Origin of the sequence: Streptomonospora halophila, assembly GCF_039542725.1 — a bacterium.
Lineage (GTDB): Bacteria > Actinomycetota > Actinomycetes > Streptosporangiales > Streptosporangiaceae > Streptomonospora > Streptomonospora halophila.
In genome coordinates this window covers 32918-55182 of record NZ_BAABIK010000001.1, presented here as the reverse complement: position 1 = coordinate 55182, position 22265 = coordinate 32918, and the positions used below count along the sequence as shown (strand labels likewise).

Annotated in this window: 19 protein-coding genes and 1 pseudogene; 12 read left to right on the top strand and 8 right to left on the bottom strand. The window is 73.9% G+C overall.

Annotation, left to right across the window (positions count from 1 at the left end):
* Window positions 1–355: 355 nt before the first annotated feature.
* Together ABEA15_RS00245 and ABEA15_RS00240 are read left to right on the top strand one after the other, a co-directional pair.
* Window positions 356–1276, top strand: coding sequence for a sigma-70 family RNA polymerase sigma factor (locus ABEA15_RS00245; protein ID WP_345554923.1), 921 nt, complete (start codon window positions 356–358; stop codon window positions 1274–1276).
* A 248-nt stretch (window positions 1277–1524) separates the two neighbouring features.
* Entirely contained in the window at window positions 1525–1983 is a 459-nt protein-coding gene (locus ABEA15_RS00240; RefSeq protein ID WP_345554922.1) for a carboxymuconolactone decarboxylase family protein, read from the top strand.
* Window positions 1984–2312: 329 nt separating this feature from the next.
* Here the strand turns inward: ABEA15_RS00240 and ABEA15_RS00235 are convergent, their stop codons facing one another.
* A complete protein-coding gene (locus ABEA15_RS00235) occupies window positions 2313–2666 on the bottom strand; it encodes a protein-tyrosine phosphatase family protein (protein WP_345554921.1) in 354 nt (117 codons plus the stop codon).
* Window positions 2667–3266: 600 nt separating this feature from the next.
* On the opposite strand from ABEA15_RS00235, the gene ABEA15_RS00230 reads away from it, so the two are divergent.
* Together ABEA15_RS00230 and ABEA15_RS00225 are read left to right on the top strand one after the other, a co-directional pair.
* Complete coding sequence (locus ABEA15_RS00230) at window positions 3267–3938, top strand: class I SAM-dependent methyltransferase (protein ID WP_345554920.1); 672 nt, start codon at window positions 3267–3269, stop codon at window positions 3936–3938.
* Window positions 3939–5831: 1893 nt separating this feature from the next.
* Window positions 5832–7145 (top strand): hypothetical protein, encoded by a 1314-nt coding sequence (locus tag ABEA15_RS00225; RefSeq protein ID WP_345554919.1) that lies wholly within the window; start codon window positions 5832–5834, stop codon window positions 7143–7145.
* A gap of 222 nt (window positions 7146–7367) precedes the next feature.
* Here ABEA15_RS00225 and ABEA15_RS00220 read toward each other — a convergent pair whose 3' ends face one another.
* From ABEA15_RS00220 to ABEA15_RS00210, 3 genes and pseudogenes are all read right to left on the bottom strand, one after another.
* Window positions 7368–7847 (bottom strand): SRPBCC family protein, encoded by a 480-nt coding sequence (locus ABEA15_RS00220; protein ID WP_345554918.1) that lies wholly within the window; start codon window positions 7845–7847, stop codon window positions 7368–7370.
* 119 nt (window positions 7848–7966) lie between these two features.
* Window positions 7967–8274, bottom strand: a pseudogene (locus ABEA15_RS00215) (ArsR/SmtB family transcription factor); the annotation flags it as partial.
* A 241-nt stretch (window positions 8275–8515) separates the two neighbouring features.
* Window positions 8516–9166 carry a TetR/AcrR family transcriptional regulator gene (locus ABEA15_RS00210; protein ID WP_345554917.1) on the bottom strand — a complete coding sequence of 217 codons (651 nt, stop codon included), beginning with the start codon at window positions 9164–9166 and terminating at the stop codon, window positions 8516–8518.
* Between the two features lie 93 nt (window positions 9167–9259).
* Between ABEA15_RS00210 and ABEA15_RS00205 the strand changes: the two genes are divergently transcribed.
* A complete protein-coding gene (locus tag ABEA15_RS00205) occupies window positions 9260–10372 on the top strand; it encodes an epoxide hydrolase family protein (protein WP_345554916.1) in 1113 nt (370 codons plus the stop codon).
* 163 nt (window positions 10373–10535) lie between these two features.
* Here ABEA15_RS00205 and ABEA15_RS00200 read toward each other — a convergent pair whose 3' ends face one another.
* Window positions 10536–11825 (bottom strand): multidrug effflux MFS transporter, encoded by a 1290-nt coding sequence (locus ABEA15_RS00200; protein WP_345554915.1) that lies wholly within the window; start codon window positions 11823–11825, stop codon window positions 10536–10538.
* Between the two features lie 368 nt (window positions 11826–12193).
* Here ABEA15_RS00200 and ABEA15_RS00195 point away from each other — a divergent pair, with 368 nt between their 5' ends.
* The 3 genes from ABEA15_RS00195 (at window position 12194) to ABEA15_RS00185 (ending at window position 14056) form a co-directional block, all read left to right on the top strand.
* Complete coding sequence (locus ABEA15_RS00195) at window positions 12194–12403, top strand: DUF2795 domain-containing protein (protein ID WP_344140345.1); 210 nt, start codon at window positions 12194–12196, stop codon at window positions 12401–12403.
* Window positions 12404–12524: 121 nt separating this feature from the next.
* Complete coding sequence (locus ABEA15_RS00190; RefSeq protein ID WP_345554914.1) at window positions 12525–13376, top strand: SDR family oxidoreductase; 852 nt, start codon at window positions 12525–12527, stop codon at window positions 13374–13376.
* 113 nt (window positions 13377–13489) lie between these two features.
* Window positions 13490–14056 (top strand): hemerythrin domain-containing protein, encoded by a 567-nt coding sequence (locus ABEA15_RS00185; RefSeq protein WP_344140349.1) that lies wholly within the window; start codon window positions 13490–13492, stop codon window positions 14054–14056.
* Between the two features lie 77 nt (window positions 14057–14133).
* Here the strand turns inward: ABEA15_RS00185 and ABEA15_RS00180 are convergent, their stop codons facing one another.
* From ABEA15_RS00180 to ABEA15_RS00170, 3 genes are all read right to left on the bottom strand, one after another.
* Entirely contained in the window at window positions 14134–15180 is a 1047-nt protein-coding gene (locus tag ABEA15_RS00180; protein ID WP_345554913.1) for an SDR family NAD(P)-dependent oxidoreductase, read from the bottom strand.
* 93 nt (window positions 15181–15273) lie between these two features.
* Window positions 15274–16476 carry a zinc-dependent alcohol dehydrogenase gene (locus ABEA15_RS00175; RefSeq protein WP_344140353.1) on the bottom strand — a complete coding sequence of 401 codons (1203 nt, stop codon included), beginning with the start codon at window positions 16474–16476 and terminating at the stop codon, window positions 15274–15276.
* Window positions 16477–16637: 161 nt separating this feature from the next.
* Window positions 16638–17231 (bottom strand): TIGR03086 family metal-binding protein, encoded by a 594-nt coding sequence (locus tag ABEA15_RS00170; RefSeq protein ID WP_344140355.1) that lies wholly within the window; start codon window positions 17229–17231, stop codon window positions 16638–16640.
* A 324-nt stretch (window positions 17232–17555) separates the two neighbouring features.
* Here ABEA15_RS00170 and ABEA15_RS00165 point away from each other — a divergent pair, with 324 nt between their 5' ends.
* The 4 genes from ABEA15_RS00165 to ABEA15_RS00150 all read left to right on the top strand — a co-directional run bounded on the left by ABEA15_RS00165 (window position 17556) and on the right by ABEA15_RS00150 (window position 22252).
* Window positions 17556–18539 (top strand): LLM class flavin-dependent oxidoreductase, encoded by a 984-nt coding sequence (locus ABEA15_RS00165; RefSeq protein ID WP_345554912.1) that lies wholly within the window; start codon window positions 17556–17558, stop codon window positions 18537–18539.
* A gap of 142 nt (window positions 18540–18681) precedes the next feature.
* Window positions 18682–18978 carry an Rdx family protein gene (locus tag ABEA15_RS00160; protein WP_345554911.1) on the top strand — a complete coding sequence of 99 codons (297 nt, stop codon included), beginning with the start codon at window positions 18682–18684 and terminating at the stop codon, window positions 18976–18978.
* A 239-nt stretch (window positions 18979–19217) separates the two neighbouring features.
* Complete coding sequence (locus ABEA15_RS00155) at window positions 19218–19541, top strand: hypothetical protein (RefSeq protein WP_344140361.1); 324 nt, start codon at window positions 19218–19220, stop codon at window positions 19539–19541.
* Window positions 19542–19678: 137 nt separating this feature from the next.
* Entirely contained in the window at window positions 19679–22252 is a 2574-nt protein-coding gene (locus tag ABEA15_RS00150) for a penicillin acylase family protein (protein WP_345554910.1), read from the top strand.
* The last annotated feature ends 13 nt before the right edge of the window (window positions 22253–22265 follow it).

The window sequence follows — 22265 nt, the reverse complement described above, 5'->3', positions numbered from 1 at the left end:
AGCCGCCGTCCGGTACGGTCCGGTCTATACCAGATACCAGATTCTCCCCTCGATGCCGGCCGCGTCAACGCGCCCCCGCCCTCGCGCCGCCGCCGACACCGCGCCGGGAAGGGTGCAGTGGCGGGAGAGGAAGGCAGGGGCGGGCGGAAGGCGGGCTGGAAGCGGGCTGGAGCCGGGGCGGCGTCGGAGTGGCGGCACCGCGGGAGCCGGAACCCGGGAGGGGTGGCAACGATCGTTCACCGTAGGCCGAGAAAACCTGGAGCTGAGCAGCCGGTCGTCCGTAAGAATCGGTCTCGGAGCCCAGGAGGGGAGCAGGCCGATGTCACACGGGAGCCCCCCGTTTCGTCCTCGTGGCGTGGACAGCGAAACGAACACCGCCGCCGACTACGCGGCCGAGTACCGTGCCCTGCGCCCGCGCCTGCTGTCGGTCGCCTACTCGCTGTTGGGCAGCGTCGAGGAAGCAGAGGACTCGGTGCAGGAGGCCTGGCTGCGGCTGGACCGCGCCCAGCGCGACCCGGAACAGGAGGAGATCCGCGACGTCGCCGCCTGGCTGGTGACGGCCGTCTCCCGGCTCGCTCTGGACACGCTGCGCTCGGCGCGCCGCCGCAGGGAGGAGTACGTCGGCGAGTGGCTGCCCGAGCCGCTGGTCCAGCACGGTGACCCGGCCGACCGGGTCACCCTGGACGAGTCGATGAGCATGGCGATGCTGGTCGTGCTGGAGTCCCTCTCCCCCGCTGAGCGCACGGCCTTCGTGCTGCACGACGTGTTCGGCCTGTCCTTCGCCGAGGTGGGGAAGGTGGTGGGGCGCACGCCGGCGGCCTGCCGCCAACTCGCCGCACGCGCCCGCAAGCACGTCACCGAGCGGGCGCCGCGCTTCGACGTCGACGCCGACGAGCATCGCAGGATCGTCGACGCGTTCCGGGCGGCGGTGCGCGGCGGCGACCTGGACGGCCTGGTCGCGGTGCTGGATCCCGACGTCGTCATGCGCTCCGACGGAGGCGGTGTGGTGCGCAGCGCGCTCCGCCCGATCGTGGGAGCGCACAAGGTGGCGCGCTTCATGCTGGGCATCCGGAGCCGCTACGGCGCGGCGCTGGAACTGCGCCCGGCCACGGTCAACGGGCGCCCGGGGCTGGTCGGCGAGATGGAGGGGCAGACCGACAGCGTCATCGCGTTCGCGGTGTCCGGCGGCCGGATTGTCGAGATCGCCGGCGTACGGAACCCGAAGAAGCTGAAATGGGCCGGTGGGACCGCCGGTGACCGCCACGGCGACGGCTGAGCCGGACCGGCGGCCGATCGCGCAGTCCACGAGTCCGAGACCGCATCCGGATGTGGGTTCGGGGCCGGAGCCGGAGCCGGGTCGGGGCCGGGGTCCGGATCCGATCCGGGGCCTCCGGTACCGGACACGGCGCCCGAGTGGCCGGAGAGCCGGAGGGGCGGAGAGCCGGAGGGACGGAACGTCGCAGCGAGGGGCCGCAGGGTCGGAGAAGCAGTGATGCAGAAAAGCAGAGAAGGAGAGGAGATTCGATGACCGAACGCGTGAACGTCTTCGGGCAGGCGCCGACCGCCTACGAGGCGATGGCGGGGTTGGAGCGGTTCCTTGCGCAGAGCCCGCTGCCGACGGCCACCCTTAACCTGGTCAAGCTGCGCGCGAGCCAGATCAACGGCTGCGCCTTCTGCGTCGACCTGCACAGCAAGCACGCCCAGAAGGCCGGCGAGAGCGACGAGCGTCTTTTCGCGGTGGCGGCCTGGCGCGAGTCGCCGCTGTTCACCGAGGCCGAGCGCGCTGCACTCGCCGTGAGCGAGGAGGCCACCCGCCTGGCCGACCGGCCCGAACCGGTGCCCGACCCCGTGTGGCATGAGGCGGCCCGCCACTACGACGAGCCGACACTCGCGTCCCTGGTCGTGGCGATCGCGACCATCAACGCCTGGAATCGGATCGCGGTCACCACCCGCATGGTGCCGGGCTCCCACACTCCCTCCTGACGCCGGTCGCGGCGGGTCGGCAGATGAACGGGTCTGCGGGGTGGTGGGCGCTCTCAGAGCCTGTGGGTTCTACGGTTGATCACACAGTGCGTTCGGTTGGTCCGTTGCTCCAGCGGGAGCTCGGACCGGCCGACCGTGTGACCGTCAGCCGCACCATCGCGATCGCGCTAATGGTCTGTCGGCCGGGTCGCGCTCCGTAGTCGCGGGCCACCCCGGCGGGTCGACCTCCGCGCTCGGCGGCGACGCGCCGACCGTTCCGGGGATCGACATTTGCTGGTGCACACGGGCCCTTACCACTGAACGCGCGCACCGGCACATGCAACAGTCCCTCAACTGAACGCCGCGACGTAGGCGCGCTGCCAGGGAGTCTCCACGGCGCGAGGCGCGTAGTGCTCGCGGACGTAGGCGACGGCGTCGCGCGGCGGCACTCCGTCCAGCACGGCGAGGCAGGCCAAGGCGGTACCGGTGCGCCCGCGGCCGCCGCGGCAGGCGACCTCGACGCGCTGGGCGGAGGCGCGCGACCAGGCGTCGCACAAGGCCTCACGGGCGGCGGCGCGGTCGGCGGGCAGCCACATGTCCGGCCAACGGAGCCACACGGACTCCCAGGTCACCGACCCGGGCGGGGTGGACCGCAGGTAGATGCCGAAGTCCGGTTCAGGGCCCGCGGGGAGGGGACGGCGCATCGCGCGGCCGCGGACGGTTCTTCCCGACGGCATGCGCAGCAGGCCCGGCGTCGCGGGCGGCCACGAAGCCTGCGCGGAGTCGACGGCGTCCTCCCAGCGGTGCGGATGGGCGGGCGGTGCGGATGGGCGATTCGGACAGGCGGTGCGGATGGGCGATGCGGACAGGCGGTGCGGACAGGCGGTGCGGACAGGCGGTGCGGACAGGCGGCGCGGATCGCGGGCACTGTCCTGCTCGGCCTGCTCGCCCGGCTCAGTCCGCTCGGCCGACGGTTCGCCAGACTAGCCGGGCAGGGCGCTCCGTGTCGGTCCCCGGCGGGCGTGGGAGGGCGTGGGAGGGCGTGTCCCATTCCAGTCATGGCCCGCCTGCCGCGCCCCGGCGCCCGACCGGAACGCGGGACAGGCCGCCCCCGCGTACGCCCAGGCCGGGTCCGGGGCGTAGCGGCCGCGGACCGCGCCGGGGGCTCCTGCGGCGGCCGGCGGAGCCTGGCAGCCGACGACGCGCGGAACCGGTCGGCTCGTCATTGCGTTGCCCCAGCAAGAGGGGTACACCGGTGCCACCACTGGCGGCCTCCGCCATCCTGCGACGGAACGGAATCGGCCATGTCCCGACCCAACTCCGGGAACTCCCGGCGACCCGACGATCCGGACGCCGTGCTGAACGCGATGCGCACCCACTGGAACGGCCAGGCTCCCACCTATGACCGGGGGATGGACCGCATCGAGCGGATGATGGTCGGCGACGGCCGTTCGTGGGTGTGTCGGCAGGCCCGCGGACGGACCCTGGAGGTGGCCGTCGGCACCGGGCGCAACCTGGGGCTCTACGCCGAGGACGTCGAGCTGACCGGTATCGACCTCAGTCCGCGGATGCTCGACATCGCCCGGCGGCGAGCGCAGGGCATGGAGAACGTTGCCGCGCTGCGTGAGGCCGACGCCGAGCACCTTCCGTTTCCCGACGCCCACTTCGACTCCGTGGTGGCCACGCTCTCGCTGTGCTCGGTCCCCGACGTCGGCGCGTCCGTCGCCGAGATGCGCCGGGTCCTGCGTCCGGGCGGGCGCCTGCTGCTGCTCGACCACGTGCGCCCGACGTTCCCCCCGCTGCGCTGGTTCCTCCGAGCCGTCGAGTGGATCACCGCCCGCACCCAGCCCGGCAGCGGCGAGCGCTTCATGCGCCGACCGATCGTCCAGGTGCGCGAGCACGGGTTCATCGTGGAGTCCGCCGAGCGCTCCAAAGGCGGCTTCATCGAACGGCTGAGCGCGCGCAAGCCGACTTGACCGCTCCGGGCCGTCCCCGCCCGAGCCGCTGGCACGGGGTAGCGAGGAGAACGGGATAGCGGGAGCGGGACAGAGGGGGAAGGCGGCCCCGCGGAAAATGCGCAGCGGATGGCCGGGCCCGCGCCAATCGGTTCGCATGCCCGCCGGTCGCGCACCCGACGAGGCAGCGAAGGCAGCGAGTGGCTGAGCCCGCAATCATCGGTCCCCGTACCCGCCGGTCGAGCCCGCGACGTCTGCAGCGAGGACAGCGGTGGGCCCAGCCCGCACCCACCGGTAAGGGTGCTCGCCGGTGGCGCATCCGACGGGGGCAGCGAAGGCGGCGGATGGTTCAGCCCGCATTCATCGGTCCCGTACCCGCCGGCCAGGCATGCGACGAGGCAGCAAGAGCGGTGGGTGGCTGATCCTGCGCCCATCAGTAGGGGTGCTCGCCGGTGGAGCAAGCGACGGGGCGGCGAAGGCGGCGGATGGTCAGGCCTGCGCCCACCGGTTCGGGTTCCCGCCGGTCCCGCACCCCGACGAGGCAGCAAGGACGGTGGGTGGTTCGGGGGCGGGGAATGCAGGGGGTGCGAGGCGGGGGCGGGACATACCGCTGTTGGGATCGGGCATTTCGGGCATACCGGCACGCCGTTCACTCCTGCGCGAGCACGAGACCGACGCGATCCGCAGGACGGCATCACCACACCGATGCACTTCCACTATGCGAAAGAATTCAGGGCGAATCGTCAGGTTTGTCGGAATCGGATGCCCTAGGTCGCCCCCGCGCGGCAACGAGACCGCGCAAACCGGCGCCCCGAGGCCACTGAGGGGTGCATCCGGCGGGTCTCGTCGCCCCGCGGTCCGGTGCGAAGGAGCTTCCCTGGGGTACAATTCGGACACAGAGGCAAAAATCACCCCACTGGAGAGGGCATGCGGGAGCCTAAGGGGCTGCCGTGAGGCGGAAGTCTGGTTCGTCGCCACTCGTGGGGATCATGGGTCTCAAATGCCCGTTTTGCCCCCGCCGCGCGCCCGGTCGGCAGCGGGCGGCGGCCCCACGCCGGATGCCACCGCCACGACGGGCGAGCAACCGGCGATCATCCGACCCGATGTTCGCCGGCCCGGCCGTCCGCTGCCCTTGCTGCCGACGTCAGGCGCGCAACCGGCGAGCACCCAAACCGGTAATCGCGGGCCCGACCCACCACCGCCCTCGCCGCCCCCGTCGCACGCGCAACCGCCCACGACCCCAACCGGTAATCGCAGGCCCCGCCCCACCGCCGCCCTCGCTGCCGACGTCAGGCGCGCAACCTGCCTCCACCCCGAACCGATGAACGCGGGCTTGGCCAATGGCCGCCCTCGCCGCCCCCGTCGCACGCGCAAGACCACAGCCCCAACCGATGAACGCGGGCCCGACCCACCGCCGCCCTCGCGGCCCCCGTCGCACGCGCAACCCACCGTCGCCCCCGCCGGTGATCGCAGGCCCCGCCCACCGCCGCCCTCGCTGCCGACGTCGGATGCGCAACTTGCCTCCACTCGAACCGATGAACGCGGGTCCGACCCACCGCCGCCCTCGCGGCCCCCGTCGCACGCGCAACCCACCGTCGCCCCCGCCGGTGATCGCAGGCCCCGCCCACCGCCGCCCTCGCCGCCTCGCCGCACGCGCAACCGGCCATCACCCCCACCGATGAACGCGGGCGCCGTCCTTCACCACCCTTCGGGTCGGTGACTGCTGCGACGTCGCGGGACGTCGCCGTAGGCTCGACCTCCGGCGGGCATGAGCGAGAATCGTCCGGGCGAAATCGGTCTCGGCGGGCTCGGCGAAAGGTCTTCGGCCCGGGTTTTCGCGGGCGTACCGCTCGGGTGGGGACGCACACTACGGACACGCAACACGCATCACGCAACAGGGAACGGGGAAACGAGGTGGACGTGGTCGCGCAGGCGCCCGGTGTGTTCTTCCGGGAGTGGCTCCGGCGCGGGGCAGGCGAGCGGCGCGACATCGGTCGGGCGGCCGACCTGCTGGCCGTCCTGGACCTTCCCGCACCGGACACACCGGTGCTGGCCGTGGTGGGTTCCAAGGGCAAGGGGACCTGCGCCACCTACGCCTCGGCGACGCTGGCTGCCTCCGGCGCCCGCGTCGTGACGGTCACCAGCCCGGGCATCCGCGGGCCGCGCGACCGCATCAGGCTCAGCGGGAGCGCGATCGGCGCCTCCGACCTCGCCCGGCTCGCCGACCAGCTGGACGAGGCCGTGCGTCATCTGCCGCCGCCACGGTCGGGCTACCTCTCCCCCAGCGGGCTGTTCCTGGCGGCGGGTGCCCTCAACGCCCGCGATCAGGGCGCCGACCTGCTGGTGCTGGAAGCCGGCATGGGCGGCCGCGGCGACGAGGTGAGCCTGTTCGACCCCGCGGCGGTCGCGCTGACCACCGTCTTCGGCGAGCACCTGGGCGTGCTGGGAGACACCGTCGGCCAGATCGCCGAGGAGAAGGCCGGAGCAGCCGGCCCCGGCACGCGCGCGTTCGTGCACGGGCCGCTGGAGGCCGGGGTCGAGGCCGCGGCCCACGCGGCGCTCGCCGCGCGCACCGGGGGCGGGGTGCGCCCCGAGCGCCTGGAACCGGGCGAGGCGGGCGCTCCCGATTCGCTGCTGCCCGAGGGCCTGGGCCGCTCGGCGGCCGAACTGGGGTATGCGTCCGCCCGGAGGCTGCTCGCCGTCCTCGGACGGGCTCAGCCCGAGCCCGAGCGCCTTCGCCGGGTGCTGGCGAGCGTCCGCCTGCCCGGCCGGCTCTCCCACCACGTCCTCGACCGGCCCGAGGACCGGAGCGTCGCCCCCGGCCCCCGTCCTTGCCCCGGCCCCCACCACTCCGCCGGCACCGGCCCCACCGAACTGATCGTCGACTCCGCCGTCGAGCGTGCAGGCGTGGCGGCCGCGCTGGAGCACGCGCGGCGGCGTTGGGGAGGCCCCGACCACGTGCTGGTGTGCCTGCCCGACCACAAGGACGTATCCGGCGCGGTCGACGCGCTCGCCGGCGAGCGCGTCACGGCGGCCGAGTTGCCCGACGCCCACCTGAGGTTCTCGGCCGAGCTTCCCGCCGACTGGGTGCGCGTGCGCGCGGAGGAGGTCACGCCGGAACTGCTGACGCATCTGGGCCGGCGCGTCCTGGTGCTGGGCACCGTGTACTTCACCGGCCGGGTGCTCGAAGCGATCGGCGCCGACACCGACTCGCTGTTCTCTCCCTGATGCCATCACCGGCCCGCTGATCCCCGCCCTGTGACCCCCTCTGACCCCCTCCCCTGATCCCGGGCCCCGTCATCGAAGACCGCACCCGGCCGCCTCATCCCGGCGTCCGAGTCCGATCCCAGCCCCCGATCCCAGCCCCACCCCACCCCTGAGAGTCCCGACACGCGAGCGCCCTCCGTCCGCCGCGCAAGGCGGTGCACCGGAGGGCGCGGGCGCCCGGCCTCAGGAGGACTCGACCAGTTCGGCGAGCTTCTCCAGCCCCGCGCGGGCGCCGTGCTCCATGCCCGAGGCGATCATGCCGTCGCGGTCCTCGATCGACTGGTAGATCGAGAGCTCCGTGTACTTGGTCCTGCCGTCCTCCAGCTCCTCCAGGTCCGTGCACTCCAGCGCCACGTGGCCCGGCATGCCCTCGAACTCGAAGGTGTGCACGAGCCGCTCGGGCGCCATGACCTCGTGGAAGACCCCCCGGAACGCGTACTCGGTGCCCGTCTCGTCGCGGCTGATGTTGCGGTAGGTGCCGCCGCGGCGGGCCTCGAACTCGGAGATCTCCAGTTCGCCGGGCCCGCCGGCGCCCCACCACTGGGCGACCAGCCTGGGGTCGGTCAGCGCCGCGAAGACCTTCTCGCGCGGCGCGTCGAAGACCCGCGTGATGACGATGTCCTGCCGCCCCGGCTCGACGATGATCTCAGTAGTGTCAGCCATGGTCCTGCTCCCTCTCCGTGTTCTCGGCGCTTCCTGCGCCGGTCCCGCCGATCCCCGCCGGCTCGACTCCGTGCCGTTCGCCTGCTGTCCGCCATCCGTCCCCCGTCGCCCGTGAGCCCTCGTACGGCCCGATCGAGGCGGTCCATGCGGTCCCGCTGGATCTCGCGGTAGCGGTCGATCCGGCCCGACGCGGCCTCCAGCGGCGCCCGCTCCAACCGGCAGGGCCGCCATTGCGCGTCGCGCCCGCGGGAGATCAGCCCCGCTCGCTCCCAGACCTTCAGGTGCTTGGAGATCGCCTGCATGCTGATGTCGAACGGTGCGGCGAGCTCGCTGACCGTGGCCTCGCCCCGCGCCAGCCGGGCGAGGAGGCCCGGCGGGTCGGATCGGCCAGTGCCGTGAACGTCGCGCTCAGCTCGTCATCGGCCATCGCGTTCAACCTCATCGTTTATCAACTTTCAGGTTGAGCATCCAGCGCAGCGAGTCCGATGTCAATCCCCTCGACCCCCTCGACCCCCTCGACCCCTCGGCCGGCCGCCCCCTCGCCCCGCGGCCGGCCGACTCCTCGACCGGCCGAGCACACCGCTTCCCACGGCGCCCGCACGCACCGGGGCGCGGCCGTACTCCGGTGTACGGCCGCGCCCCGGTGTCGTTCGCGCGGCTATCGGCCCTCAGCGCCGCCAGCGCCAGCCCAGCTCCTCCTCGCTCGCGGGCGGGCCGGGCAGCCCGGTGTCGCGCGCCGCTCCGGCCGCGGTGTCCAGTCCGGCGAGCTGCAGCGCCAGGTAGCGCCTGCGCAGCCGGCGGGTCCGTTCGGGATCGGGGAACCGCAGGGCCGCGCACCCTTCCAGCACGAGCACGATGTCGGCCGGGGTGAAGTCGGAGCGCAGGCGCCCCGACGCGTGGCCGCGCCGTGTCAGGCGCTCGGCCAGCTCGCTGGAGCGCGCGGCGTCGGCGCCCATCTCGGCCGTGGGCTCGAAGGACCCGGCAAGGTGCACGGTCAGGGAGTGCACGTCCGCGTCGACGATCCTGGCCAGGAACGAGGTGAAGGCCTGCCAGTCGTCGTCTTCGGCCAGAGCCTGCTCGGCCTCGGCGATGTAGCGGCGCAGACCGTCGTGGCAGACCTGGCGCAGCAGGTCCTCCTTGCCCCCGTAGCGGCGGTAGAGGGCGCTTATCCCCACTCCCGCTCGCGAGGCGACCGCGGAGACGGGGGCTTTGGGATCGTCCAGGAACACGGCGCGGGCGGCGTCGAGGATCGCGGAGTCGTTGCGCGCGGCCTGCGCACGGCGTCCGGAGAAGTCGGCGGCCTCGGTCGGATTCGGCATGCCCTCACCCTAACACTGGAACGGATCATTCCGTTCTGCTACAGTCGAACCAACAGCGGAACAGAGCATTCCGCTCTGGAAGAAGGAGTCGCCATGTCCGCCGACAGCATCCGCCCTTACCGCGTCGAGATTCCCCAGACCGCCCTGGACGACCTCGGCGACCGGCTGCGCCGCGCGCACTGGCCCGAGGAGGTCCCCGGCTCCGGCGCAGCCTACGGCGTGCCCCGCGACCGCGTCCGCGAGCTGGCCGCCTACTGGCTGGAGAGGTTCGACTGGCGCGCCCTGGAGCGGCGGCTGAACTCCTACCCGCAGTTCACGACCGAGATCGACGGCCAGAACATCCACTTCCTGCACGTCCGCTCGCCCCGCGCCGACGCGCTCCCGTTGATCCTCACCCACGGCTGGCCCGGATCGGTGCTGGAGTACCTCGACATCATCCCGCTGCTGACCGACCCCGACTCCGCGGACACGCCGGCCTTCCACCTGGTGATCCCGTCGCTGCCGGGATTCGGCTTCTCCGGGCCCACGCGCGAGGCGGGCTGGGGCACCCGCCGCACCGCGCGGGCGTGGGCCGAGCTGATGGAGCGGCTGGGCTACTCGGCCTACGGCGCCGTGGGCAACGACGGCGGCTCGATGATCTCGCCCGAGGTCGGCCGCATCGCACCGGAGCGGGTGGCGGGCGTGCACGTCACCCAGCTCTTCTCCTTCCCCACAGGGGACCCCGCGGAGATGGCGGACCTGAGCGGGCAGGACCAGGCGGCGCTGGCGCACCTCCAGTGGTTCTACGAGAACAAGTTCTCGTTCAACTCCCTGCACAGCCAGCAGCCGCAGACGCTCGCCTACGCGCTCGCGGACTCGCCGCTGGGGCTGCTCGCCTGGCAGGCGCAGCTCTTCGACGAGACGGTGGACGCCGAGTTCGTGATCGCCAACGTGGCCCTGTACTGGCTGACCGGGACCTCGGGATCGTCGATCCGGTTCTACTACGAGGACGCCCACGACGACGCCCGGCCCGAGGGTCCCACGACCGCACCCACGGCGCTGGCCATGTTCGAGGGGGACTTCGTCTCCATCCGCCGGTTCGCCGAGCGCGACCACGCCGGGATCGTCCGGTGGAACTCCTACGGCGCCGGCGGGCACTACGCCGCGCACCAGGCGACCGGGGTGCTCGCCGGCGACATCCGGGAGTTCTTCGCCGAACTCGGCTGAGGCGCCGCGGCCGCGTGCCGCGCACAGCAGAGCGGGCGGGCGGGGGCGCCCCTCGGCGCCCCCGCCCGCCCGCGGTTGCGGTACGGGCCCCCGTCGTCCGCACCGGCCGGACGGGTCCGCGGCCCGGCCGCGGACCGCCGCCTGCGGCGGTTTGAACCGCGGCTCAGGAGCCCGCGACGGCAGCGGCGCTCCGCACCCGGCGCCCGCTGAGCAGCGAGACCGTCAGCAGCGCCAGGGCGACGAGGGCGCCGCCGGTCATGGTCGTGGCCATGGCCGGCCCGTCGTTGCCCAGCACGCCGACGAGCGGGGCGATGAGCGCGCCCAGGCCGAACTGGCCCGCGCCCAGCAGCGCCGCGGCCGTGCCCGCGGCCTCGCCGTGCCGCGAGAGCGCCAGCGCCGGAGCGTTGGGCATCACGAAGCCGACCGCACCGAGCATGCACCACAGCGGGATCATCAGGCCGACGATCCCGCCGGCGCCCGTGAAGGCGACGGTCATCAGCACCGCGCCGAACACCACGGCGGCGACCAGCGCGTAGAGCACGATCCGCTCGGCGCTGAGGCGGTTGAGCACCACCACGTTGAGCTGGGAGGCGCCGATGACGGCGATCGCGCCGGCGCCGAAGACGAACCCGAACTGCTGCTGGTCGAGACCGTACTGCTCCTGCAGCACGAACGACGCGCCCGAGACGTAGGAGAACAGGGCCGACATGGCCAGCGAGGCCACCAGCACCAGGACCACGAAGTCCCGGTCGGTCAGCAGCGACCTGTAGGTGCGCAGGACGGGCAGCACCTCGCCGGCGATCCGGCGCTCGGGGGGCAGCGTCTCGCGCAGCGCCAGCACGGCCACCACCAGCAGCACCACGCCGAGGACGGCGAGGGCGCCGAACACCCACCGCCAGGACCCGGCGACCAGGACGGTGCTGCCCAGGGTCGGCGCGAGGACGGGCGCCGCGCCCATGACCAGCATCAGCCGCGACAGGGTCGTGGCGGCGGCGCGGCCGCTGAAGAGGTCGCGGACCACGGCCAGGGCCACGACCATCGTCGCGGCCGCGCCCACGCCCTGCACGACGCGCAGCACGCCCAGCACGGCGATGTTGGGCGCCACCAGGCACAGCAGCGAGGCGCAGATGTGCAGGACGGTTCCCGAAATCAGGGGGATCCTCCGGCCCACCGAGTCCGCGAGCGGGCCGATGAGCAGTTGTCCCAGGCCCAGGCCCAGGAGGGTGCCGGTGAGGGTGAGCTGCACCGCGGAGGACGGTGCTTGGAGATCCCGGCCGATCTCCGGCAGAGCGGGCAGGTACATGTCGATCGTGAGGGGGGCGAGCGCGACGAGCGCGCCCAGGACGAGGATCAGCCGAAGGCGCTGCAGGCCAGTCGGTTCCGCCGGCGCCGCGGTCGGCGCCTGGGCTGAACCGTCGTCCGTGTGAGCTGAGTGGGTGCTGGATACCGCCACTGTCTCGTTCCGGCCTTCCCGTAGGTCGAGCAACGTGGGACGTCACCGTCCGCGGTCGCGTGCCGCCCGGAGCGCGAGGGTCATGCGAACCAGCGGAGCCTGTGACCGGTTCGGTCTTGCGGTGAATGCCTGAGCTTCAGCACTTCGGACCCGCGAACTGTTCCCGGCTCATCGGCGATCGCGGTGTGACCCCGGCAACAGCGGTGCGCGGTGACCGGGCCGACGCGCGCCGTTCACCCTCGGGCCCCGTGCCGGCCGCAGCGCCGGCACGGGGCCTCCTCCGAGCCGAACCGCCGGGCATGGGCTCGCCGACCGGGGGTAGGCGCGTCCCTATCCGCATACACAGAGGTTCGGCGAAGGAGGCCGCAATGGCAGAGCCGACGTTCATCGAGGTCCAGAAGGCCCTGTCCGGGGCCGACTACCCGTCCACGCGCGACGGCCTGGTGGAGCACGCCAAGGCCCACGACGCCGACGAAGGCGTCATCGACGCGCTGAAGCGGCTGCCGCGCCAGCGGTACGGCGGCCCCAACGAGGTCAGCCGCGACATCGCCGACGTGACCGGGGAGTCGTCGGAGTGACGGCCCGCCGCGGGCGCCGCCGGCCCGGTCTCCGGGCGGGCGGTCCCGCGTACGCGACCTCCCGCGCGGCGGCCGAGCGGCCGCGCGGGGTGCAGCCGACAGCACCAGCAGGGAGCCGACCATGAGCCAGCAGCCGCCCGCACAGCAGCAGTCCCACCCGGGAGCGACGGAGCCGATGCAGCCCCGGCCGCGCGACGAGATGGCCGACTACACCGGCCGTGATCTACTCGCCGACAAGAAAGCCCTGGTCAGCGGGGGCGACTCGGGGATCGGCCGGGCCGTGTGCGCCGCCTTCGCCAAGGAGGGCGCCGACGTGGCGATCGGCTATCTCAGCGAGGACGACGACGCCGAGCACACCGCCGGCCTGGTCGGGCGCGCGGGCCGCGAGAGCCTGCTGATCCGCGGCGACGTGGCCGACGAGGGGCACTGCACCGACATGGTCGAGCGCACGGTGGCGGAGTTCGGCCGCATCGACGTGCTGGTGGCCCACGCCGCCACGCAGGAGCCGGTGTCCGACTTCGCCGAGCTCACCACCGAGCAGCTGCGCCGCACCTTCGAGGTGAACGTCTTCGGCGTGTTCTGGACGCTGCGCGCCGCGGCGCCGTATCTCGCGCCGGACGCCTCGATCGTGATCACCGGATCCGTCAACGGGCTGCGCGGCAACAAGACGCTCATCGACTACGCCACCAGCAAGGCCGCCGTGCACAACCTCACCTACTCGCTGGCCCAGCACTACATGGACGAGGGCATCCGGGTGAACTGCGTCGCCCCCGGGCCGGTGTGGACGCCGCTGATCCCCTCGACGCTGGGCGAGGAGAAGGTCGAGGGCTTCGGCGGGCAGGCGCCCGTCGGCCGCGCCGCCGACCCCGACGAGATCGCGCCCTCCTATGTCTTCTTCGCCAGCAACCGGCTGTCGTCCTACTACACCGGTGAGGTGCTGGCGCCGACCGGGGGCGAGATCCAGGCGGGCTGAGCCGGCGGGGCCGAGGGCCCGGACGGCCGGATGTCACGGCGATTCGACCGCGGGAATGGGGGCAGTCGACCCCTGACCGCGCACGTGAACCGCGATCCGACAAGGGAGCCGGAATGGCAGAGACCAGGCACACCACCGACCTCATCGAGGTCATCGTCGCCGACCACCGCGCCGTCGAGGGCGTGTTCAGCCAGCTGGAGCAGGGGGCGGGAGACCCTGCCAAGCGCAAGGGCATGGTCGAGCACGTGATCACCGAGCTTGTGCGCCACTCGGTGGCCGAGGAGCAGTACATGTACCCGGCGGCGCGCAAGGCGCTGCCCGACGGCGACGAGATCGCCGACCACGAGATCGGGGAGCACGCCGAGGCGGAGCGGGTGATGAGCGAGCTGTCCGGGCTGGAGCCCGTCGACCCGCGGTTCGAGGAGCTGCTGAGCACGCTCATGTCCGACATCCGGCACCACGTCCAGGACGAGGAGAACGACCTGCTCCCGCGGCTGCGCGAGGCGTGCGGCCAACAGGAGCTGGCCGAGCTGGGCAGCAAGGTCCTGCAGGCCAAGGAGTGGGCGCCCACACGTCCGCACCCGAACGCTCCCGACACCCCGCCGGCCAACCGCATCCTCGACCCCGGCGCCGGTCTGGTGGACCGCATGCGCGACGCGGTCTCCGGAGGCGGGCGCTGACCCGCCCGAGCGGAGCGCCGCCCCGGCCCCGACCGGGGCGGCGGTGATCTTGCGGACGCGGGCCGCGGAGCCCTTCCTCAGCCCTCGCGTCCGCGGGGGCCGCCCGCGCCTGCTGCGCCGCCGCGCTGCGCGGGGACCTGGTTGAAGCGCCGGGCCGCCCTGTCGTTGAGGCGCGTCAGCGCCCGCAGGAACACCCCGGTCTGCCGGCGGGCCTGCGCGCCGGTGCGCACGGCGGGCGATTGCCCGTGCGGCAGCAGCCGGGCCGTGGTCCGCAGGGCCGCCTGCACGAGCCCGGGGCTGATGCCGTCCGCGATCAGCGCGGCTCGGGCCGCCGGGGTCAGGACCAGGTGCCGGCGTCCCCGCAGTGCGGCGGCGACGATGGCGCGCGCCGCCCGCTCGGCGTCCATGGACAGCACCGGCATACCCGCCGCTGCGGCGAACCAGGTGTACTCCGCACGCGTCGAGCCGGTGACCTCGATGCCGAGGTGGGACCCGGTGCGCATCAGCCCGGGGACCACGGTGGTGAAGCGGACGCCGCTGCCGGCCGTCTCGGCGTCCAGGCCGCGTGAGAGCGCGACCTGGGCGAACTTGGCGCAGGAGTAGGGCAGCAGGTGCGGCACGCTGATCCTGCCGCCGATCGAGGTGATGGTGACGACGCGGCCGCGGCGCTCGCGCAGCCCCGGCAGCAGCGCGCGGGTGAGCCGGAACGGCCCCCAGAACATGGTGTCCAGCGCCTGGGCGACATCGTCCTCCGACATGGCGGCGGCCGGTCCCACGCGGATGACCCCCGCGTTGTTGACGAGGACGTCGACCCCGCCGTACTCGTCGCGGATCCGCGCCGCCAGGGCGGTCACCTCAGCGTCCCGGGCGAGGTCGCAGACCAGGCCGCGGGCGTCGACGCCCTCGCCGCGCAGGTCGGCCACTGCCGCGTCGAGGGCGTCGGCGCCGCGCGCCGCGACCAGGACGCGGCAGCCGCGCCGCCCCAGCTCCCGGGCGATGAGCAGCCCGAGGCCGCGTGAGCCGCCGGTGACCAGCGCCGTGCACCCGGCGATGTCGGCCTCGCCGCGCCTCCGGCACAGGGCGGCGAGACCCGCCGCCCCCGCGGCGGCCGCGGTGCCGGCCACCGCAGCTCGGCCCGCGAACGCGGCCGTGCTCCCGCCGCGGCCCCGGTCCCCGTTTCCTCGTCCGCCGACCCGCATCGCCGCCCCCTCCTGTGGTCAGGCCGCTCGCGCCCCGGGGCGCAGTACCATCTTGATCGCGCCGTCGCGCTTGTGCTGGAACTTCTCGTAGGCCTCGGGCGCCTGGTCCAGCGGCACGACGTGCGTGGTGAGGTCGTCCACGCCCAGCGGGTCGGAGTCGGCGTCGGTGAGCAGCGGCAGGATGTCGTCGGTCCACCGGCGCACGTGGGCCTGGCCCATCCGGATCTGCACGCCCTTGTCGAACAGGTCCAGCATCGGCAGGGGGTCGGCCTGGCCGCCGTAGACACCGCTGATGGAGACCGTGCCGCAGCGCCGGACCAGGTCGAAGGACAGGTGCAGGGCAGCCATCCGGTCCACCCCGGCCCTCGCGACCAGCTTCTCGGCCACGCCGTCGGGCAGCAGCGAGGCCATGGTCTGGGCGGCCTTGCCCAGCGGGGCGCCGTGGGCCTCCATGCCCACCGCGTCGATCACCGAGTCGGGGCCGCGGCCCTCGGTGCGGTCGCGCACGAGGGCGGCGGGGTCGTCCTCCGCGCCGGTGTCGACGGCGGCGACGCCGTGCCGCTCGGCCATCGCCAGCCGCTCCGGGACCGAGTCCAGCCCGAAGACCCGGCCGGCGCCCTGGTGGCGGGCGATGCGCGCGGCCATCTGGCCGATGGGGCCAAGCCCCACGACCGCGACCGAGCCGCCGGGCGGGACGTCGGCGAAGGCCACCGCCTGCCAGGCGGTGGGCAGCACGTCCGACAGGAACAGGAAACGCTCGTCGGGCGGCCCCTCGGGCACGCGGATCGGGCCGAACTGCGCCTGGGGTACGCGCAGGTACTCGGCCTGGCCGCCGGGCACGTGACCGTAGAGCTTGGTGTAGCCGAACAGCGCGGCGCCCTTGCCGTACTCGCGGACCTGGGTGGTCTCGCACTGGGCGTAGCAGCCGCGCTCGCACATGTGGCAGCTCCCGCAGGAGATGTTGAAGGGCATGACCACGCGGTCGCCCGGCCGCAGCCGGCCGGCCTCGGAGCCGACCTCGCGGACGACGCCCATCGCCTCGTGGCCGAGGATGTCGCCGGCCTCCATGAACATGCCCAACGGCGAGTACAGGTGGAGGTCCGAGCCGCAGATCGCGGTGGAGGTCACCTCGACCACCGCGTCGGTGGGCCGCTCGATCCCCGGGTCGGGCACCTCCCGCACCTGCACGTCCTCGGTGCCCTGCCATGTCACCGCTCGCATCGGCCCCCCTCGGGTCCGGGTGTCGCCGTCCTCTTCCTGCAGAGTCCACTGGCCGGGGGCGGGCGGCTGAAACGCGGGCGCGGGCAGGCGCATCCGCGGGCCTGCGGAGCGGAGGCCGCCGCGGGTGGTCGGGACGCCGCGGGCGGGGCCGCGGGCCCGCCTCAGGGCGGCGGCGGGGTCCAGTCGGGGTGGCGGCCGCTGAGGCCCAGCACGCGGTCGAGCAGCGGCGCCTCCTCGGGCACCGGCACGACGGGGCCGAACAGGCCTTCCCGCGCGTTGGGGTCGTCGGCGGGGACCTCGGAGACGAAGGCGTAACCGATCTCAACGCTGGCCGGGTCGCCGATGTAGGCCTGGCCGGTCGCCCGGGCGAGGTCCCAGCCGTGCAACAGCAGCTCGTTGAGTACGACCGTGCCCGCTGCCTCGCCGCTCAGCTCAACGCCGCCGACGGCGGTCGCGCCCTGCCAGGCCGCCGGGTCGCGCCAGGCGGCCACGAGGGCGTCCAGGCGCCGGTCCAGCTCGTCGCGCCAGGCGTCGGGGAGGTTGGCGGCGGAGGGTTCCGGCGGGGTCTCGGCGGTGGTGGAGGTCTTGTCCGCGGCGCGGCGGAAGGCCTCGCAGAGCGAGATGACGTGGTCGAGCAGGGCGCCGACCGGCATCCGCTCGCAGGGCGTCGGCGCGTCCAGCTCGTGGTCGCGTACCCCCTGGGCCGCCTCCCTCATCCGGTTCGCCACGGGTTCCAAGTCGGGAACGGTGCTCATCGCCTCTCCCTCGCGGCGCTCGGACGCCGCCGTCGTCTCTCGCCGGTCTCGCCGACCGCTTCCGGTGCCGCGCCGCATGCTCCCGCCCGCCCCTCGGGGCGCGGGCGGCCGCGCGGCGCGGCACCACGCATGCTAGGCGCCTCCCCCGACACGCACCGCCCCGACACCCGGCCGCGGCCCGCGGTCTGCGGTCTGCGGTCTGCGGCTCGGACGGAACAAACCGGTCGCCCGGCGCCGTTAGCCGGAGGGCAAGCGAGGCGGGAGGCCGCCTCCGCCCGGCGCCCGCCGCCGGGCACCCGCAGCCGCGACGAAAGGCCGACACCCGTGTCCGTCCCGATCTCCCTGCTCGACCTGGCGCACATCACCGAGGGCATGACCGCCCGCGACAGCCTGGACGCCAGCCTGGATTTGGCCAGGAAAGCCGACGAGCTGGGATACCGGCGGATCTGGTACGCCGAGCACCACAACATGGCCACCATCGCCTCCTCGGCCACCAGCGTGCTCATCGCGCACGTCGCCGCGCACACCGAGCGCATCCGGCTGGGCGCGGGCGGCGTCATGCTGCCCAACCACGCGCCGCTGACGATCGCCGAGCAGTTCGGCACGCTGGCCACGCTGCACCCGGACCGCATCGACCTGGGACTGGGCCGCGCACCCGGCAGCGACCAGAACACCATGCGCGCGCTGCGCCGCGACCCCTCCTCGGCCGACACCTTCCCCCAGGACGTGCTGGAGCTGCAGGGCTACCTGATCGGCCGGTCGCGCATCCCCGGTGTGGACGCCGTTCCCGGCAAGGGCACCGACGTGCCGCTGTACATCCTGGGCTCCTCGCTGTTCGGCGCCAAGCTCGCCGCGACGCTGGGGCTGCCCTACTCGTTCGCCTCGCACTTCGCCCCCGCAGCGCTGGAGGAGGCCGTCGCGGCCTACCGGCGCGAGTTCAGCCCGTCCGAGCGCCACAGCGAGCCCTACGTCATCGCCGGGGTCAACGTGGCCGCCGCCGACACCTCCGAGCGGGCCGCCGAGGAGTCCCGGCTGGCCAAGCGCCGCATGGCCCAGCAGCTGCTCGCCCGCGGGCGCACCATCACGTCCGAGGAGGCCGACGCCGCACTGGACTCCCCCGCCGGGCGCCAGGTGCTGCAGATGGCCCGGTACTCGGCCGTGGGCGACCCCGGCGAGGTCAAGGACTACCTGGAGTGGTTCGCCGGCCACGCCGACGCCGACGAGCTGATCGTCGCGCCGCAGGCGGGCACCGTCGAGGGGCGGCTGCGGGCCCTGGAGCTCGTCGCCGAGGCGATGCAGCTGTCCTGACCTCCGCCGCGCGGCGTGCGCGGGCAACGGGTCCGCCCGGCCTGCGGGTATGCGGGCGTCCGCGAGCGGGCGCAGCGCTCCGCAGACGGCAGCCGGCGGGGCCGCCGCGCGCGCCCGCGCACGGGTTGGCACCATGGGCGCCATGACGACGAGGACGCCCCGCCTGGAGATCGAGTACTGCACGCAGTGCCGCTGGCTGCTGCGCGGCGCGTGGACGGCCCAGGAGCTGCTGACCACCTTCCAGGACGAGCTGGGCGAGGTCGCGCTCGTCCCGGGCACGGGCGGGGTCTTCGAGATCCGGCTCGACGGCGAGACCCTGTACTCCCGCGCGCAGAGCAAGGGCTTCCCCGAGCTCGCCGCCCTCAAGCGGCTGGTGCGCGACCGGATCGCGCCGCACCGCAGCCTCGGCCACTCCGAGAAGCGCGCCGAAGGCGGCTGACGGGCGCGGCGGGCCGGGCGGCCCGCCGGCCGATCCGCCCCCGCGCGGCGAGCACGCCGCCGCCGCGGCGCGGTCCGGCGTGCCCCGAATCTCCCAGTGTGTTTGAATCGCGGCAGCGCACGTCCGACTCCGACTCCGAGACCGGCTCCCTACCCCTGAATCGCCTCGACCCCGAGTCCTGGCGCGGTCCCGCGGCCGGGCCGCGCCCGAGGAGGAAACGGCCCGATCCTAGGGGCACCATGATCCGAAACACGGCCCGGCGGCTCTTCGCGGCGGTGATACTGCTCTGCCTCGCCTGGGTCCTGGGAGCGACCGCGCTCGGCGCGGGAGGCCTGCTGAGCTACTTCACCCTGGAGCTGCTGCCGCTGGGGTGCACGCGGGCCTTCGCCAGCTATCCGCCGGAGTACGACTGCGGCGACGCGGGCTTCGTCGGCGTGTTCGCGGCCTGGGCTCTGGTGGCCTCGTGGCTGACCGTCTCCGTCTGCTGCCTCGGTGCCTGGCGGGTGGCCACCCGGGGCGCCCGCGCGCACCGCCCGCGCGACGAGTCCGACGCGGAGGACTGAACCGCCGGGCCGCGAACGGGACCCGGCCCCGACCGCGGACCCGCGGCGCGGGCGGTGCGCGCGGGCGGCTCCGCGGCACGCCGCTTTCACGGCACCCGGGGCCCCGAGCGCGGTGCGCGCGGGTCTAGAGTCGGCCCATGGCGGGATCCAGAACACGTTTCAGGCGGTGGTCGCTGATCGTGCTCTCGGCTGCGGCGTGCCTGGCCCTCGCCGCCGCGGGCACCGGATTCTGGTCGGTGCAGCGCGCCTTCCCCGACGTCGAGGGCGCCGTCGACCTGCCCGCGCTGGAGGGCACGGCCACCGTCCACCGCGACGCCTACGGCATCCCCCAGATCTACGCCGACTCCTCCGAGGACCTGTTCCGCGCCCAGGGGTTCGTCGACGCCCAGGACCGCTTCTGGCAGATGCACGTCAACCGGTTGACCACCGCCGGGCGGCTGTCCGAGGTCTTCGGCGCGGAGCAGGTCGAGACCGACGCCTACCTGCGCACCATGGGCTGGCGCCGCGTCGCCGCGCAGGAGTACGCGCTGCTGCGGCCCGAGACCCGCGCCTACCTCGACGCCTACGCGGAAGGCGTCAACGCCTACCTGGACCGGCGCGAGGGCGGCGAGCGCGGCCTGGAGTTCACCGCGCTGAAGGCGCTGAACCCCGACCACGAGGTGGCGGAGTGGACGGCCGTGGACAGCCTGGCCTGGCTCAAGGCCATGGCCTGGGACCTGCGCGGCAACATGCAGCACGAGACCGAGCGGGCCGCGCTGCTGGCCTCCGGCATCGGCCGCGACCGCATCGAGGAGCTGTACCCGCCCTACCCCGAGCAGGAGCACCGGCCGATCGTCGAGGGAGGCGTCAGCGGCGGCGCGTTCCACGCCGACCGGGACGCGGGCGCCGCGGACGGCGACGCGGCCCTGCCGCCGCGGCGGGCCGCCGGGGTGCTGGCCGATGTCGGCGCCGGTCTGGAGGCGCTCCCGCCGATGCTGGGCCCCGAGTCGCCGGGGCTGGGCTCCAACTCCTGGGTGGTCTCGGGCGAGTACACCGCATCGGGCAGACCGCTGCTGGCCAACGACCCCCATCTGGGCGCGCAGATGCCTTCGGTGTGGCACCAGACCGGGCTGCACTGCACCGAGGTCACCGAGCAGTGCCCCTTCGACGTCACCGGGTTCGGCTTCGCCGGCCTGCCGGGCGTCGTCATCGGGCACAACGCCGACATCGCCTGGGGGTTCACCAACCTCGGCCCCGACGTGGCCGACCTGTACCTGGAGCGGATCGAGGGCGGAGCGGCCGTCGTCGACGGCGAGCGCGAACCGCTCACCACCCGCGAGGAGACGGTGAAGGTGGCCGGCGGCGAGGACGTGGCATTCACCGTGCGCTCCACGCGCCACGGACCGCTGCTGTCCGACGCCGAGGCGGCCGCAAACCTGCGCGGGATCGGCGCCAGTCCACCCGTGGACTCGGGCGGCGATCCCGCCCGGAAGGCCGCCGAGGCGCCCGGGGACGGCTACGGCGTCGCGCTCAGCTGGACCGCCCTGGAGCCCGGCACCACCGCCGACTCGATCTTCCTGCTGAACGCCGCCGACGACTTCGCGTCGTTCCGCGAGGCCGCCCGCTCCTTCGAGGTGCCGGCGCAGAACCTCGTCTACGCCGATACCGACGGCGACATCGGCTACCAGGCGCCCGGCAGCATCCCCGTGCGCGGCAAAGGGGACGGCCGCTGGCCCGCGCCGGGCTGGGACTCCGACTACGACTGGCAGGGCTTCATCGACTTCGACGAACTGCCGGTGGTGCGCAACCCGGACCGGGGCTACATCGTTACAGCCAACCAGGCCGCGGCGGGGTCCGGATACGAGCACATGCTCACCAGCGACTGGGCCTACGGCTACCGTTCGCAGCGGATCGACACCCTGCTGGCCGAGGCCACGCGCAAGGGCGGCCTGACCACAGCCGACATGGCCGCGATCCAGATGGACAACGAGAACAGCGGCGCCCGCGCCGTCGTGCCGTACCTGCTGCGGGTCGGCGCCGAGGGCGCCGCCGCCCGCGGGCAGGACCTACTCGCCGACTGGGACTTCCAGCAGGACGCCGACTCCCCGGCCGCCGCCTTCTACAACGCCGCCTACAGCCACCTGCTGGATCTGACCTTCGACGAGCTCGGCCGCGACCACGCCCTCGACGTCGGATCGCGCTCCTGGCTGGTCGTGGACCGCCTGCTGGAGGAGCCGGGCTCGCCCTGGTGGAAGGGCGGGGAGGCCGAGGGGCGAGACGCCGTGCTCAGCGAGGCCCTGCGGCGCGCCGCCGGCGAGCTGACCCGGCGCCTGGGCGACGACCCGGCCGAGTGGCGCTGGGGCGAGCTGCACACGCTGACGGCGACCCACCCCTCACTGGGGTCGTCGGGGATCGCCCCGCTGGAGTGGGCGTTCAACGGCACACCGGTGGAGGCCTCCGGAGGCGACAGCACCGTCAACGCGACCGGCTGGGAGCACACGGAGGGCTATGCGGTGACGACCGTGCCCTCGATGCGCATGACCGTCGACATGGCCGACCTGGACGCCGCACGCTGGGTCGACCTGACCGGCGCATCCGGCCACGCCTTCCACGCCCACCACGAGGACCAGACTGCGCTGTGGGCCCGCGGCGAGACCGTCCCCATGCCCTTCACCCGCGACGCGGTCCGGGAGCGGTCGGAGAACGTCCTCACCCTGCGACCGGCCGGATGACCCGCCGGGTCTC